This is a genomic window from Gluconobacter sp. NFX36 (genome assembly GCF_049887835.1).
Classification (GTDB): Bacteria; Pseudomonadota; Alphaproteobacteria; order Acetobacterales; family Acetobacteraceae; genus Gluconobacter; species Gluconobacter japonicus_A.
On sequence record NZ_JAGEKJ010000007.1, the window covers coordinates 155369 to 169606 of the forward strand.

Sequence of the window (14238 nt, forward strand, 5' to 3'; positions counted from 1 at the left end):
TATGAACTGGACCCGCAGTGTGATCCGCGTTCTGCTGACTCTCATCGTACTGGCGATGGCCATTGGCCTCGGCCGGACCATGTGGGACATTTACGTTCTTGCACCATGGACGCGTGATGGACGCGTCCGTGTGTATGTGGTCGATGCCGCTCCCGAAGTGTCCGGGACGGTTGTGTCGGTTCCCGTTGTGGATAACCAGTTCGTACATCGTGGCGATCCGTTGTTCGTGCTCGATCCTGTGCGTTTCCGCCTTGATATTGATGCGGCCCGTGCCCGTCTTGCTGGTGCGGAAGAAGACCTGAAGCTTCGCTCCTCCGACGCCAAGCGCCGTATGGGACTGGGTGGCATTGTTTCTGCTGAAGAGCAGGAAGACTTCAACTCGAATGTCGAGACGCAGCGGGCCAAGGTTAATGCGGCGAAAGCTGAACTGAATACGGCTCTGCTCAATCTTCAGCGTTCGACGGTTTATTCACCCGTTGACGGTTACATTACCAACCTGAATCTTCGGGTTGGTGACTATGCCCATGCTGGTCAGCCCGGTCTGGCTGTCATTGACGCGCACAGTTACTGGATCAACGGATATTTTGAAGAAACCAAGATGCACGGCGTGCATGTCGGTGACGAAGCCCGTGTGAAGCTGATGGGATACAAACAAATCCTTCCTGCGCACGTCGTCAGTATTGGTCGTGGTATTAATGATCGTAACGGTGTGTCTGACCGTCTGGGTCTGCCGGACGTGAATCCGATCTTTACCTGGGTCCGACTGGCGCAGCGTATTCCGGTTCGTCTGGAACTGGATAACGTTCCGCCGGAAATCACCCTTGCGGCCGGTATGACCGCGACTGTCACGATTGGCCGCGAAACGCCCGGCGCCCGTGGCAAGCTGACCACCTGGCTGCAGAATCATCTCTGATCATGTCCCGCAAACTCCTTACCCTCGCTCTCAGCACCTGTCTGTCGCTTACGGCCTGCACCGTCGGGCCGAATTTCAAGCCAGACAGGATCAAGGTGCCTGACTCTTTCGTTGAGCAGCCTCACTCGGTGACGGCAGAGGAGATTGCCCGAACGGAAGCGGACATGAAGGACTGGTGGGCGCAATTCCACGATCCCATGCTGAACGAACTGGTCGAGCAGGCGATCAAAGGGAATTACGACCTTCAGATTGCGTCCCAGCATATCGTGTCCGAGCGTGCTGTCCGTCGACAGGCGCAGGCAGCCTGGTATCCGCAGCTTGATGCGGCCATGGGCGGCGGTGATGATCGGTATTCCATCAATGTGGACAACTGGCCGCTCCGTCCTGGTAATCCTGCAAACCGTCCTCAGGCATCTGTCCTAACCTATGGTGCGCGTGCGAGCTGGGAAATTGACCTGTTCGGGCATATTTCCCGTCAGGTGGAAGAGCGCAAGCGGCTGGTTGAAGAGTCCATTGAAAACCGTCGCGCCATTCTGGTTTCGCTGCTGTCTGAATTGGCATCGGATTATGTATCGCTTCGCGGCGTGCAGGAGCGGTTGGCCGTTACGGAGCGCAGCATTGATGTGGCACAGCGCTCTCGTGAATTAACGGAAAAGCTTTATACGCACGGTCTTGGCAATACACTGGCTGTAGCGCAGGCGCAGACCGAAGAGCATCTCGAACGCTCACGGCTTGCCCCTCTTCATTCTCAGGAAGAGCGACTGATCCATGCGATTTCCGTGCTGCTGGGTGAAATGCCCGGCAAGCTGGAAGAGGAGCTGGATGTTCGCAAACCGCTGCCAACAGTGCCGACGTTCCCTGCATCCCTGCCGTCGATTGTTCTGGCCAATCGCCCGGATATTCGGGCGGCTGAGGCGCATTATGCTGCTGATACCGCGCAGGTGGGTGTAGCGGTCGCGAACCTCTATCCGAAGTTCATGATCCCACTGACGTTCAACCCGAATGCCTCGGCGGCTTATCAGGCGTTCCAGATGGGTGGTATGGCCTGGAGTTTTATGATGATGGCGTCTTTGCCGGTCATTCATGGTGGTCGCTATACCGCCGAGATTGCTCAGGCCCGTGCAGAAGCAGAAGCCAGCCGGTTGGTCTATCGCAAGACAGTGCTCAAGGCATTCGAGGAAGTTGAAGACTCACTGGGCGACTGGCGGCATGACGATGAACTGGTCAGTCAGCTTGAAGATGCTGCCCGGGATTCCGGTCTGGCCCGTGACAGGGCTCAGAAGCTGTTTGGTGCTGGTCTGACAGGATATCTGAATGTCCTGACCACCGAGCAGACGGCTCTGACCGCGCAGGATCAGGCCGTTGTCGGGCGCACGGCGCGCCTGCGCGATGCTATTGCACTTTATACAGCCATGGGCGCTGGCTGGCAGGGACGTCAGCTCACGGATACGCGTCTGCCAGTTGAAATCGGGAAGCAGAACGCTCTGGCGCGCGCCTTTACGCGCTGAGTGAAAAACGTGGCGGTGCGTTGTTGTCCGTGGCAGGTTTCGGGGTGTGTCACGCAAGGGGACTGAGATGTATCGTTTCCGCCGCTACCTGTTTCTTCTGGGGGTGCTTGCCCTCCCGCCTTCGACTGCGCTGGCTGCGACGGAAAGTCTTGTTGAAGCGCCGGGTCCGCAGGGTGTCTTGGCAGGAACCTTCCTGAATGCGGGAGCGAAAAGGCCGGTTGTTCTTCTCATTCCCGGTTCTGGCGCAACTGATCGCAACGGAGACAGCCTGACCTCCATAAAACCTGCGACGCTTCGTCTGCTTGCAGAAGGGCTGGCAGAGCATGGGATTTCTTCTGTCCGTATCGACAAGCGGGGTATGTTCGGAAGCGCGCGGGCTATTCCTGATGCCAATAACGTCACAATCCATGAGTACGTCACGGATGTGCAAAGCTGGATAAACACGATCCAGCATCAAACTGGCATTTCCTGTATGTGGGTCGCAGGTCATAGTGAAGGTGCGCTTGTCGCCCTTGCTTCGGCGTCCTCGGTGAAGCCTCTATGCGGATTGATCCTGCTGTCTGCGCCAGGGCGATCAATAGGAGAAATTCTTCGGAGTCAGCTCCATGCGGCCCCCGGCACACAAAGCCTTCTGCCTCAGATTGATGGAGCGTTGAATGATCTTGAAGCAGGGAAAACTGTTGATCCCCAGACGCTGCATCCGGGCCTGCGCACCCTTTTCCGGTCTAATGTTCAGCATTATCTGATGGATGAAATGCGTTATGACCCGGCAAAATTGGTGGCTGCCTATCAAGGTCCCACGATGCTGGTTCAGGGTGGACGGGACACGCAGATCAGTCCGACGGCCGATTTTGATCTCCTCAAAGCCGCTGCGCCAAAAGCGGACGTACAGTATCTGCCAGAGGCCAATCATATGCTGAAGGATGTGCAAGGTACTGGCAAAGCGGATTTTATGAAGGCCTATACAGACTCAACTGTGCTTTTGGACCCAAAACTTGTCCCGCATATTGCAGAGTTTGTCCTCAGTCATTGACCCGGAGCGACGGGCGTCACACATCTGGGGATAACGGAGGAACAACACATATGGCACAGGATGGACATCCGGCTGAGGACTACCTCAACCCCAGGTTGGAAAGCCTGATTGCAGACGGCGTGAAGGCGGGTTTTGCGCGTGACGTCGTGATCGCAGTCCTGATTGACCTGCTGGATGATGGCCCGGCAGATGATGCGGAGGTGAGATGAAAGACCCTTATTCGGTTCTCGGTGTTGCCAAGACAGCGACGGACAAGGAAATCCGCAGCGCGTACCGGAAGCTGGCCAAGCAGTATCACCCTGACCACAATCCTGACAGCAAGGATGCCGAGGAAAAGTTCAAGGCTGTCGGACAGGCCTACAACATCATCGGAGACAAGGAAAAGCGCGAGCGTTTTGACCGTGGCGAGATTGATGCTGAGGGACAGGAACGCGGGCCATTTGGTGGCGCAGGGTTCGGTGGTGGGCCGGGCGGCGGCGCGCATGGCTTCCAGGGCAATTTCAGTCAGGAAGACCTGGGGTCGTTCTTCTCCGATATGTTCGGGGGCGGTGGCTTCAGTGGGGATTTTCGTCCCGGTGGCGCTGCCGGACGGCGGGCCTCAAAAGGATCGGATCGGCGGTTTTCCGTAACCATCAGTTTTGAACAGGCTGTTCTGGGCACATCTCTTGATCTTGCTTTGGGAGAAGGAGGGCATACGGAAGTGCGAGTGCCTCCCGGAGTGGAAGACGGCCAGACCTTGCGTGTTCGTGGCAAGGGGGCTCTCGGTCGTCCGGGGATGGATGGACAGCCGGGTGTTCCGGGCGATGCGCTTTTGACCATCAGTGTCACACCTGACAAGCGTTACACCCGCGACGGGCGTAATCTGCGCATCACCCAGAATGTGGACCTGCGAACAGCGGTTCTGGGCGGTAAGGTGACGGTGTCGACGCCGAAGGGGGATGTTGCGGTCAAGGTGCCCAAGCATTCTGACAGCGGGAAGGTTCTCCGGCTGGCGGGGCGTGGCGTTGGTGCAGACAAAAAGCATCCGGCAGGTGATCTGTTCGTGACCCTTCAAGTGCATATCGGGACTGTCTCGCCTGAGCTTGAAGCCTTTTTTGCTGCTCAGGAGGTCTGAAAATGGGCATGGTCCGGCGCGCGAAAGCGCGTCTGCCAGACTGGCCATGGCGGCAGATCATTGGCGGTATTTTCGCGATTATTTTTGTCGTGGCTCTAAGCATCATGGGGGCGCATGCGCTCATCCTCGCCGGGGAGTGGCATTTGCCCTAAAGTAAGGCCCGTCTTTGCTTTTGACGGGTATTTCATGGCGTCCTTTTCTTCTTCTCCCGCTGTTCAGGATACCGGGGCGCAACGCCGCCGGGCCTTTACTGTCGTACTGGCAATCGAGCTGTGGGAACGGTTCGGCTATTACGGGATGCAGGCCGTTCTGACGCTGTTTATGGTGCAACAGCTTCGGATGGCAGACACAGCGGCCAATCTGATGATGGGCGCTTTTTCCGCTCTGACATATATCACGCCAGCATTGGGTGGCGTTCTGGGAGACCGTGTTCTGGGAACGCGGCGGACCGTCGTCATGGGGACCGTGTCGCTGGCCCTTGGTTATGCCTGTCTTGCAGCGTCCCTGAATTCCACGACTCTTCTGTTGCTGGCTATGGCTCTGATTTCTACGGGGAATGGTCTGTTCAAGCCCAATGCGGGTAATCTGGTCAGGCGGATTTATGAAGGGGATGATGCGGCGCTGGATGCCGCATTTACGCTCTATTACATGTCCGTAAATGTCGGCTCGACCGTTTCGATGCTGCTGACGCCGTGGTTACAGGTCCATTATGGGGCACCAGTTGCGTTTGCCACATGCTCCGGAGGGCTTGTTGTTGGGCTGCTCTATTATCTGTGGCGGTCCAACTGGCTGGATTATACGGCGAGTCCGATCGAGCAGAAAGGTATCCCGCTCAGTCGCTTTGGGCTGGTGGGACTGGGGTTGCTGCTCCTGACGCTTTTCAACGCGTGGATCTTGAGCAGTGATGGGCTTGCAAGAATTTGCGTCATTGTTGCGGGGATTGGCCTGGCTGTCATCTGGGCGGTATTATACGGCCGCGCGCCGGCAGAAGAACGGCCCGGGCTGAAACTGACCTATCTGCTTTCCCTGCAGGGAACGATCTATCTGATTTATTATCAGCAGATGATTACGTCCCTCACGCTCTATGCCTTGCGGGATGTGTCCGGTGATTTCAAAATTGCTGGCGTCACGATCCTGCACATGTCTGCCGGACAGTTTCAGGCTCTCAACTCGCTCTGGATCATGGCGCTCAGCCCGATACTGGCCACCGTGTACAATCGCTTCGGTGCACAGGGCCGGGATCTGTCTATCGCCCGCAAGATGTTGATCGGATATGCGATGGTCGCACTGGCCTTTGGTGTCTGGTGGTTTGCGACGACGGCAACGACGGGCCTTGTTTCTCCATGGATCATGGTTGTGGGCTACGGGCTGCTGTCCTTTGCGGAATTGCTGACCAATGGTCTGGGCCTGGCCATTATCGCCCGCTACGCTCCGGCAAGGCTTGGTGGTTTCATGATGGGCGGTCTTTATCTGCTCTGGGGCATTGCCATGTATGTGGGCAGCGTTATTGCGAATGAGGCTGCCATGCCGGCCGATGTGGCGACGTCTGCTGGCAATGTTCTTTATGCGGGTTTGTTCCGGACGCTTTGTGAGATCGCTGTTGCGATTGTCGTGATTCTGGCTTGTATCGAGCCTTTGACGCGACGTTGGGATCGACAACACATAACTGTGAACAAGAAACTTTCTACGATTTCTTGAACGTGAAACTTTTGTAATTCGGGAGAAAACCTAGGAAAATGATTGGACATCATTTGTCTTAAATCTCCCGAGGGTGCCGATTAGGAAAACAAGCGTCTTCCTCTCTCTATTCCGGACCGGTATCGGCCTGTATTGGACAGTCGTTCACGATTTTCCAGCTACAGGCCACGCGAGAGGGACACGCGAAAAGAAATGCAGAGGTTTAGAAGCGGTTTGACGAAGGCTCTGGGGACGGCCTGTCTTTTGAGTACGGCTCTGTCCACATTCCAGATTGCACACGCCGAAACGGCTTCTGCATCTTCTCAAGGATCGGCAGAGCAGCCTCGTGCCCATAACAGTGCGGGTCACCCGGTTCTACGCACGAAATCCATCCAGCCCAGCCCTCTGCTGGTCAAGCCTGCGCCGACGCCCTCACATCTGGCAGCCGCGCAGCCTTCGGATACAACGGAAAGCCGTTTCTTCCCTGCCAGCTTCCACGATTGGTTGACCCAGAGCACCATGACAGGGGACTGGGGCGGCTATCGGACCTGGCTGACGGAAAAAGGTATCAATATCGGCGGGCACTTCCTGCAGGACAGTGCTGGCAACCCTATGGGGGGCAAGGCCAAGACCGTTCGGTATGCGGATGAGTTTGGCCTGAATATTGACCTTGATCTGAAGCGGCTGACGGGCTGGAACCTTGGTCTCTTCCACTTCCTGAGTACGGCCCGACAGGGGTTGGGCATTGGGGCCAAGCTTCCGGCCCTGGATAGTCCCCAGCAGATCTTTGGATCGGGTGAAACCGTCCGTCTGACCCGTCTGTCATGGGAAATGCCGTGGAACCGGTATGTCTCTACGGAAGTGGGTGAAATCAATACCGAGAACGATTTCGAACAGTCCTCCATGTACTGGGGCATGAGCCAGTACTGCCAATTCGAGTCCAACGCCATCTGCGGTATGCCGCAGTCTGTCGCGATGAACTCGGGTTATGGATATTACCCGACAGCACATCCGGGTGCATGGGTGAAGTTCTACCCCGCCGGGAACAATCATTATCTGATCCAGTTTGGTGCGTATTCGGTCGATCCGACGATTGCCAATACGCATAACGGCTGGAAGATGAACCTTCATGGCGCAACGGGCACGTACGTTCCGTTCCAGCTTGGTTGGCATCAGGGCGGCAAGGATGATTACAGCGGCCCGCTTCAGACCAATATCAAGATTGGCGGCTACTGGGACTCTTCTCAGGTCAAGAATGTCTATGGTCAGCTTGGAACATTCGGCGTTCCGACGGAATATCTGATTTCGGCGCCAGTCCAGCAGGTGCGTGGTCGCTTTGGTGGCTGGTTCCAGTTTGACCGGATGCTGGAGCGTGACAAGGCGGATCCGAACCGTGGAACATCGTTCTTCGGCTCTTTTACCTGGGGTGATCCGCGTACGGCGATTGCGCCTTATTTCATCACATGGGGTATTACGCGCAAGGGCACCTTCAAGGATCGTCCGAACGATACGATCAGCCTTGGCATGAAAATGCTGTGGGTGAACCCGAAGCTGACCATCTGGGCGCGCCAGATGCAGGCGGCGGGGGCAACAGGGCTGTACAAGCCTTCTGAAGAACATGCCATCGAACTGAATTACGGCTGGCGCCCGACGCCGTGGCTCGTGATCCGGCCTGGTGCGCAGTACATCATGCATCCGGGTGGTACCAACCGGTACAAGAATGCGCTGCTGATGGATTTCGAGACAGGTATTACGTTCTAAGTTCCGGCTCGGAGCAGATATGAAAAACGCGCCCCTCTTAATGGGGGGGCGTTTTTTTGTGCCTGATGTCTGATTGGAAATCAGAGATCGGTTGTGAAAGAGAACTTGAACGTCCGAGGCAGGCCCTGAAGCAGATAGCCGTTGAACGCTGAAGACCAGTAACGGGTATTGGCGATGTTATCGATGCCGAAGCGCAGCGTGACGGGCTTGTGATAGGTTGTGAACGTGTAGCGTGCGCCCAGATCAAAGCGTGTCCAGACCGGGATATGAAGAGTGTTGGCTTGATTGACCCATTGCTTACCCGTGTTGACGACGCGTCCGACCACCGTTGCACCCTTCAGGAAAGGCAGGTCATATTCCAGATTGCCGTTGATCGTGTAGTTGGGCACGCCGATCGCCGTGTTGTCATTATAAGTCCCGCCGGCTGTGCGGCGTAGAGCGGCCTGGATGAGAGTCCCGCCACCATTGAAGCGTAGTCCGGGAAGGATCTGGCCGTTGACGGTCAGTTCCATACCGCGGTTTCGCTGGAGCCCGTTGACACGATAGATGTAGTTTCCGGTTGTTCCCAGCGCTTCAGAATACGCATTGGGCTGTGCGATTTGATAGAAGGCCAGACCCGCACTGAACCGCCCGATGTCGTATTTCGCACCGATTTCGTACTGGGTGGATTTGTAAGGCGGAAAGACTTCCCCAAGATTGATGACATTTCCTGAGGCCACTGCTCCTTTGGTCAGACCTTCGATCCGGTTGAAATATATGGATGTCTGGCGCGTTGGGTGAATGACCAGCCCCACAACCGGTGTGATGGCGTCCTGGTCGTAATGACTGGACTGCGCGCCGCGACCGGTCTTGCTGTAGGCGTATCCGTTGATCAGCATGTTCTGGTAGCGGAACCCACCGGTCAGCGCGACGCGACCGTTCAGAAACGTCATCGTGTCTGAAAAGAACAGGCTGTAAAGCCGCGTCCAGCTTGTTGTCTGTGGGTTATCCAGTACGCCGCCAACAAATGTCTCAGCCGGGGCGGCTTTCTGCGTCGTGTTGTAAAGATTGGTGGTGAGAGGGGTCAGGGACATCGCATAAGCTGCACCGGTATCTTCCCAAAGGGCCGATCCACCGGCGTTGACTTCATGTTTGATGAAGCCTGTGCGGAAATGCGCGCGAACGCCTGCGCGCGTGCTTTCGTTTGTCTGAGAATACGGCACATACATGGCTCCGGCTGTTCCGTCGCCTGTCGTGGGATTTGTGATGGTCGGGGTGGAGTAGTTGCCTTTTTCATCGCCGTGAAGGGCACCAAATGCGCCGTATAGCGTGACATTTTTCGAGAGGTCGTGCTCGATATTGAGCATCCCGAAAATGTAGTTCAGATCGTTATAAGCCCATTTTTGCCCGTAATTATGGGATGGCGAAACGGCACGCGGCACGGACGTGACTGCGCTACCCAGGAAGATTGCGGGTCTGCCGCCATCGACGCCCTGGTTCTGATAATTCATGTCCATTGAGATACGGGTGCTGTTATCCCGGCTGTGCCAGTCAAAATCTGCACCCAGAGCCGTCGAATGGCGATATTCGTTATTGATGGAATCTTCGCCCGATTGTCCTGCGACATTCAGGCGGACGCCAAACTGTTTTTCCGTTCCGAAGCGCCGCCCGACGTCGATGCTGCCGTCTCCCATGGCGCTGCTGGTATACCCTGCGCTCAGGCGTGTAATCGGTGCATCCGTGGCGTGTTTGAACATGAGGTTGATGTTGCCGCCGATGGCTGACCCGCCCGGTGCAGCCCCATTCAGAAATGCGCTGGCTCCATTGAGAACCTGCACGCTGTCATAAAGCTGTGGAGAGACGAGCTGGCGGGGGGTGATGCCGTACAGGCCGTTGATGGCGACGTCGTCTCCGTTCACGGCGAAGCCACGAATGACGAACATCTCCGAGAAATTGCCGTATCCATACGTGGTGCGGACAGAGGGATCGTTTTCCAGAACCTGTCCGAGCGTCTGGGACTGCTGGTTTAGAATCATGCTGGAAGAATAGCTGCGGATGTTGAAAGGCACGTCCAGACCTTTCTTGTTTCCCAGAACACCAAGCTGACCACCGTTTGTGACTTCCATCTGGTTCCGGCGCTTCGCCTTGACGACGATTTCTTCATCATTCGGAGTCGACGTTTTTGAAGCGGGGGCTGTGTCCTGGGTAGCCTGCTGCGATGCAACGGAAGAGCTGGTCGCGGCTGTCGCAAGGATAGGGAAGGTGGTGCCGGCTAGGAGGATGCAGGCCAGGCGGCTACGGGATCGGGCAGGTCTGGTGTGGAAGATCGGATGTACGCGCACGATGGAAGCCTCGATTGGAGGAGAAGGTGAGCGCTACATACGGGAATGAGAATTAATCTCAAATAGATTGATGTAACGTAATATGATTTCGGGTTCAGCGTGGCTTTTGCGCCATAAAACAAGCGGAGCCTAAAAGAGGCTCTGCTATATCGTCAGATGCAAAGTGGACTGCGTCAGAGCACGACTGTGAACTGGACTCCCAGTACCGCCGCATCATGGAATGTCGTCGTGGCACTTGGGCGCTGGATATACTGAAAGTCAGGCTGAATCGCCATCGCACGGGCGACATGGGCGCTGTAGAACAGTTCGTACACGTTCTCATGACTCTGCGGACCATAAACCGCGCCCCATTGTGTATCCTGATAAGGAAGATTGAGGTTTTTGGAAGATTCCTGCTGGAGGGCGGCAGTCGTACTCATGTCGAAATGCTGCCACATTGCGCCGACGGTATCGAGAGGCCGCCCCCACGCTTTGCCTGTATCCAGCATTCCAACCCATGTGTGATCGCGCATGGAAACCGTCTGGCCGTCACTATACATGGCGCCTGCCATGAGGATCAGACCATTGGTATCGCCTGGGCCATTGCGCATGAGCATCTGGTCCATGATGAGCCATGCACTGTTTCGGCCCGCTTCGTAGCGGCGAGGCAGGCCGGTCTGCTGCCAGGAGTTGCCGTGAATGTCTTCGTAAAGATTGGGATAGCGTGAGTTGTCGTAGGAATAACCAAGTTCGTAGTGGCCAACGAGGCGGTTTTTCCCGAAATGTGGCACCCATCCAATCTCAATCGGTGTGGAGAACTTGCCCAACCCGGACTGGGCCCATGACCAACCGGAGATGCCGCCGTTATAGGCATGAGGGCTGACCGCAAACAGACCGCCCATGATGTAGGTATCGACGGTTGGCATGACGCGAACGATGGCTGCCAGATTACCGGACGGCCAGTCACGGTTACCTTCCGTATATTTGTTCGGTGCCGGGTTGCCGCATACCGCCACGTTCATGAAGTCGCAGAACAGGGGAGACGCTGCAAAGAAGGAGCCTACAGGAATCCAGCCAGCGCTGATGTCGATGCGGTTATGGTAAAAGGACGTCTCGCCATACATCGAGACCAGATGGGCAACCACGTTCCCGCGGGCGCCATAAATCTCCTGAACAGGCGCGATGGAATCTCCGAACATGCGCGACACGTTCTGACCGTGACCGTTGACGATCAGGGTGTGGGTCCAGAAATTCGGAATGCCTGCCAGCTTGTTCCAGTCGACGTCCAGCTCAACGCCGACCTGACCTGTATCGGAATAGGCGCGCTGCTTTCCGCCAGTGATGTTTCCGGCGAATTCTTCGTTGATGGAAGCGAGAAGGTGAATGCCGTGATCCATCAGCCAGGGCTGGATGCCGCCCCAGTCCCCAAAGAAATGCTGTGAGCCCATAGGGGCTGCAAAGAAGGAGCCGGGGTCTGCGATATCGTCGGAGGCTCCTGCACTGCGAACACCACGCATGTTTTTTTGCAAAAGGGGAACGCGGCGGCCCGTGTCCATGGGGTGAGGCGTGAGTTCGGATTTGCTGTCGCCAGCAGACGGTTCCGCAGAAGGACCTGCTGTGGGTGTAGAACCGGAAGGAGAAGCCGCCTGTCCGAAGGCGTGTCCGGGCAGGAAGGCCAGTGTCGTGGCGGATAGGACGCCGAGCAGGGCCGAACGAAAAGATCCGGAACGAGGAACGCGAGCGGAAATAGGCAGCACGACCATGAGGCAGCAGGTCTCTCTTCTGTCTGATGATGGTGGGGTGGAAAACATGTTTTCTTCGTTGTTGTTCCCGTGATGGGACGAAGAAAATGAATTCCAATTTAGGGAGGGAGACATGGTGTGTCGCAGAACGGTCCCCCCAGTGTCAATGCGTCGAAGGGATTAAGCCGGGTTGGGATGATGGGATCTGTTGGATTGTGACGTTGTGTGGATGGAGACTTGTCGGGTCTGAATAATTGGCAACCTCGGGGTTTCTATAGCGTAAAGGAGGGTCTCTTATTTTTTTCAAGACACAGGAGGCAGCATGATGTTTTCTCGTTCCATGCTGAAACAGGCAGCTTCAGGGCTTGGCCTGGGAGCGATATTATTGGTGGGATCGGCTGCGGCCGATACGGCTACACCACCGGCTCCGCCTCCTGTTCCCGCAATGGACGCTCCTTTGCAGCTTGGAACGGTTTCTGTGCAGGGCAATAAGAGTGTTCCATCAGAGGATATCCTCAAGACGTTTGGTTATCAGTCCGGCCAGAGCGTGACCCGTGCTCAGCTTTCTGCGGCGCAAAAGCGCGTTGCAGATCTGTATCAGTCCCGGGGCATAGGGACTGATCTTGGCGAGCAGATGCATATTTCCGCTGACAAGGTGGACGTTAAGCTTGTTCTTCGGGAGGAAGTTCCACGGAATCGCGAGGCGCGGCAACTCATTCTCGACAAGGTCGCCTTTGACGGAAACAGCAGCGTTCCAACACCGGCTTTGGCGGCGGCAACGCATCTGCAGGAAGGTGCGACTATTTCAGACGAGACGCTGGCTGCTGACGAAGCGGCGATCCAGAAGGTTTATCAGGAGAAGAAGCTGGGTGCTGAAATCCAGCCTCAGGTTGTCTACCCCAATCATGACAACCATTTGGTTCTGGTCTGGCAGATCAAGGAACGTGAGGGAGAGAGGACCCCGTACTGATCAGGCTTCGTGTCAGGACAGGGTTTCTGGGTCGAGTGGCTGTGGGGTTAGAACAGAAGGCAGGTAGAGCGGATGCTCCGGTCTGCCGCTCTTGCTAAGCCGTAGCGCAGTGACTTTGATGCCATGATGGCCCAGCATTCGGGCCACTTCGGTTCCACGGGGCCTGAGGGCTTTGGCCTGTGGGGCCCCGTAGGCTAGAACGACCAGATCTGCTTTTTTCGCCATGGTCAGAAGATGGGTGTCATTGTCTGGCCCGACCGGATCGTCAACTTCCAGAAGACGTTTCTGATCCGTACAGCGATAGGCAAAGCTGTTTCCAACAAAAATGCCGCCATACCCCCATGCACGAGCATAGCGCTGGCATTTGGCGACCGTTCGGTCGTCTCCGATCTCTGTGGCGACAGATGGGTTCATCATCAGCCACATCATCATCGGTTTGCTGTCGTCCCACACGCGCTCAAGTGTGTAACGGTAGCAGTCGCCGGGACCTGCATAGAGGGCTGTGCTGCGCACGTCTTCTGACAGGCGAAGGGGGCGTGCGTGTCCAACATGATGTTGACCAAACAGGTCGGCAGAACCAGCCAGCTCCTTTTCAGGAGCGGGGTGGGAAGAACGGGACATGGCAGGGAAATCCGGAGGATGGTGTGACGGCGTTAGTGGCCGGCTTTAAGGGCTTTCACGGCAGCCAGTGCCCGTTCGACATGTTCATCCGGTGACATGGAGGCATAGGACAGAACGATATGTCCGTCCGGAGCAATCACATAGGACGTACGGCTGGCCAGATGCTTTGCGGGCATCTTGGCCTTATAAGAGTTCGTTACGGTACCGTTTGGGTCTGCTGCAACAGGAAAGGCGCTGCGGCATTCGCTGACAGAGAATTTTGTCAGCTTGTCGATCGGATCCATGGAGATGCCAATAACGGTTGCGCCCATTTCCTTGAACTGCGGAATGGCCTCCGCGAAATCATGTGCTTCGATCGTGCATCCCTTGGTGAAGGCTGCAGGATAGAAATACAGGACAACCGGGCCTGTCTTCAGGGCATCGGCAAGATGATAGCTGAACTGATGTCCTCCCATGCTGGCCTGAGCCGTGAAATCAGGAGCGTGGGCTCCGGTTTCCAGTGCGGCATGGGCCGGGGAGGCAAGAGTGCCAATCGAAGCGAGGGCGCAGAAAGCGGAGATTGGCAGCAGAAGGCGCATAGGGTCAGTTCTGTTTCCTGA

At 56.3% G+C, this 14238-nt stretch carries 13 protein-coding genes; 9 read left to right on the forward strand and 4 right to left on the reverse strand.

The genetic code is table 11. From position 1 onward, the window contains the following. Position 1 precedes the first annotated feature (1 nt). The 8 genes from J4P41_RS09345 (at position 2) to J4P41_RS09380 (ending at position 8006) form a co-directional block, all read left to right on the forward strand. Positions 2 to 913 (forward strand): HlyD family secretion protein, encoded by a 912-nt coding sequence (locus J4P41_RS09345; RefSeq protein ID WP_023942144.1) that lies wholly within the window; start codon positions 2 to 4, stop codon positions 911 to 913. 2 nt (positions 914 to 915) lie between these two features. Continuing rightward, on the forward strand, positions 916 to 2421 hold the full coding sequence (locus J4P41_RS09350; RefSeq protein ID WP_023943584.1) for an efflux transporter outer membrane subunit: 1506 nt from the start codon (positions 916 to 918) through the stop codon (positions 2419 to 2421). A 67-nt stretch (positions 2422 to 2488) separates the two neighbouring features. After that, on the forward strand, positions 2489 to 3454 hold the full coding sequence (locus J4P41_RS09355) for an alpha/beta hydrolase (RefSeq protein ID WP_426066890.1): 966 nt from the start codon (positions 2489 to 2491) through the stop codon (positions 3452 to 3454). Positions 3455 to 3504: 50 nt separating this feature from the next. Further along, positions 3505 to 3663, forward strand: a complete 159-nt coding sequence (locus J4P41_RS09360; RefSeq protein WP_426066891.1) for a hypothetical protein — start codon at positions 3505 to 3507, stop codon at positions 3661 to 3663. Continuing rightward, positions 3660 to 4568 (forward strand): DnaJ C-terminal domain-containing protein, encoded by a 909-nt coding sequence (locus J4P41_RS09365; RefSeq protein ID WP_426066892.1) that lies wholly within the window; start codon positions 3660 to 3662, stop codon positions 4566 to 4568. Before J4P41_RS09360 ends, J4P41_RS09365 begins: the two co-directional genes overlap by 4 nt. 2 nt (positions 4569 to 4570) lie before the next feature. Then, on the forward strand, positions 4571 to 4720 hold the full coding sequence (locus tag J4P41_RS09370; protein WP_169925623.1) for a hypothetical protein: 150 nt from the start codon (positions 4571 to 4573) through the stop codon (positions 4718 to 4720). A 34-nt stretch (positions 4721 to 4754) separates the two neighbouring features. Continuing rightward, positions 4755 to 6266: a peptide MFS transporter gene (locus tag J4P41_RS09375; RefSeq protein ID WP_426066893.1), complete on the forward strand. Its 1512-nt coding sequence runs from the start codon at positions 4755 to 4757 to the stop codon at positions 6264 to 6266. A gap of 192 nt (positions 6267 to 6458) precedes the next feature. Further along, positions 6459 to 8006, forward strand: a complete 1548-nt coding sequence (locus J4P41_RS09380) for a carbohydrate porin (protein WP_062016756.1) — start codon at positions 6459 to 6461, stop codon at positions 8004 to 8006. 80 nt (positions 8007 to 8086) lie between these two features. Here J4P41_RS09380 and J4P41_RS09385 read toward each other — a convergent pair whose 3' ends face one another. Further along, the gene (locus J4P41_RS09385; RefSeq protein WP_426066894.1) at positions 8087 to 10327 is read right to left on the reverse strand and encodes a TonB-dependent receptor; all 2241 of its coding nucleotides are present in this window, start codon (positions 10325 to 10327) and stop codon (positions 8087 to 8089) included. A 173-nt stretch (positions 10328 to 10500) separates the two neighbouring features. Beyond that, positions 10501 to 12069: a carbohydrate porin gene (locus J4P41_RS09390; RefSeq protein WP_426066895.1), complete on the reverse strand. Its 1569-nt coding sequence runs from the start codon at positions 12067 to 12069 to the stop codon at positions 10501 to 10503. Between the two features lie 301 nt (positions 12070 to 12370). On the opposite strand from J4P41_RS09390, the gene J4P41_RS09395 reads away from it, so the two are divergent. Then, positions 12371 to 13018, forward strand: coding sequence for a POTRA domain-containing protein (locus J4P41_RS09395; RefSeq protein WP_426066896.1), 648 nt, complete (start codon positions 12371 to 12373; stop codon positions 13016 to 13018). 12 nt (positions 13019 to 13030) lie between these two features. On the opposite strand, the gene J4P41_RS09400 is transcribed toward J4P41_RS09395, so the two are convergent. After that, positions 13031 to 13639: a DUF1643 domain-containing protein gene (locus J4P41_RS09400; RefSeq protein WP_426066897.1), complete on the reverse strand. Its 609-nt coding sequence runs from the start codon at positions 13637 to 13639 to the stop codon at positions 13031 to 13033. 32 nt (positions 13640 to 13671) lie between these two features. Further along, on the reverse strand, positions 13672 to 14217 hold the full coding sequence (locus J4P41_RS09405; protein WP_061929549.1) for a peroxiredoxin: 546 nt from the start codon (positions 14215 to 14217) through the stop codon (positions 13672 to 13674). Between the last annotated feature and the right edge of the window lie 21 nt (positions 14218 to 14238).

Bases quoted from the DNA above. Each gene is read 5' to 3' on its own strand.
- J4P41_RS09345 (WP_023942144.1), top strand. From the start codon at position 2: ATGAACTGGACCCGCAGTGTGATCCGCGTTCTGCTGACTCTCATCGTA.
- J4P41_RS09350 (WP_023943584.1), top strand. From the start codon at position 916: ATGTCCCGCAAACTCCTTACCCTCGCTCTCAGCACCTGTCTGTCGCTT.
- J4P41_RS09355 (WP_426066890.1), top strand. From the start codon at position 2,489: ATGTATCGTTTCCGCCGCTACCTGTTTCTTCTGGGGGTGCTTGCCCTC.
- J4P41_RS09360 (WP_426066891.1), top strand. From the start codon at position 3,505: ATGGCACAGGATGGACATCCGGCTGAGGACTACCTCAACCCCAGGTTG.
- J4P41_RS09365 (WP_426066892.1), top strand. From the start codon at position 3,660: ATGAAAGACCCTTATTCGGTTCTCGGTGTTGCCAAGACAGCGACGGAC.
- J4P41_RS09370 (WP_169925623.1), top strand. From the start codon at position 4,571: ATGGGCATGGTCCGGCGCGCGAAAGCGCGTCTGCCAGACTGGCCATGG.
- J4P41_RS09375 (WP_426066893.1), top strand. From the start codon at position 4,755: ATGGCGTCCTTTTCTTCTTCTCCCGCTGTTCAGGATACCGGGGCGCAA.
- J4P41_RS09380 (WP_062016756.1), top strand. From the start codon at position 6,459: ATGCAGAGGTTTAGAAGCGGTTTGACGAAGGCTCTGGGGACGGCCTGT.
- J4P41_RS09390 (WP_426066895.1), bottom strand. From the start codon at position 12,069: ATGGTCGTGCTGCCTATTTCCGCTCGCGTTCCTCGTTCCGGATCTTTT.
- J4P41_RS09395 (WP_426066896.1), top strand. From the start codon at position 12,371: ATGATGTTTTCTCGTTCCATGCTGAAACAGGCAGCTTCAGGGCTTGGC.
- J4P41_RS09400 (WP_426066897.1), bottom strand. From the start codon at position 13,639: ATGTCCCGTTCTTCCCACCCCGCTCCTGAAAAGGAGCTGGCTGGTTCT.
- J4P41_RS09405 (WP_061929549.1), bottom strand. From the start codon at position 14,217: ATGCGCCTTCTGCTGCCAATCTCCGCTTTCTGCGCCCTCGCTTCGATT.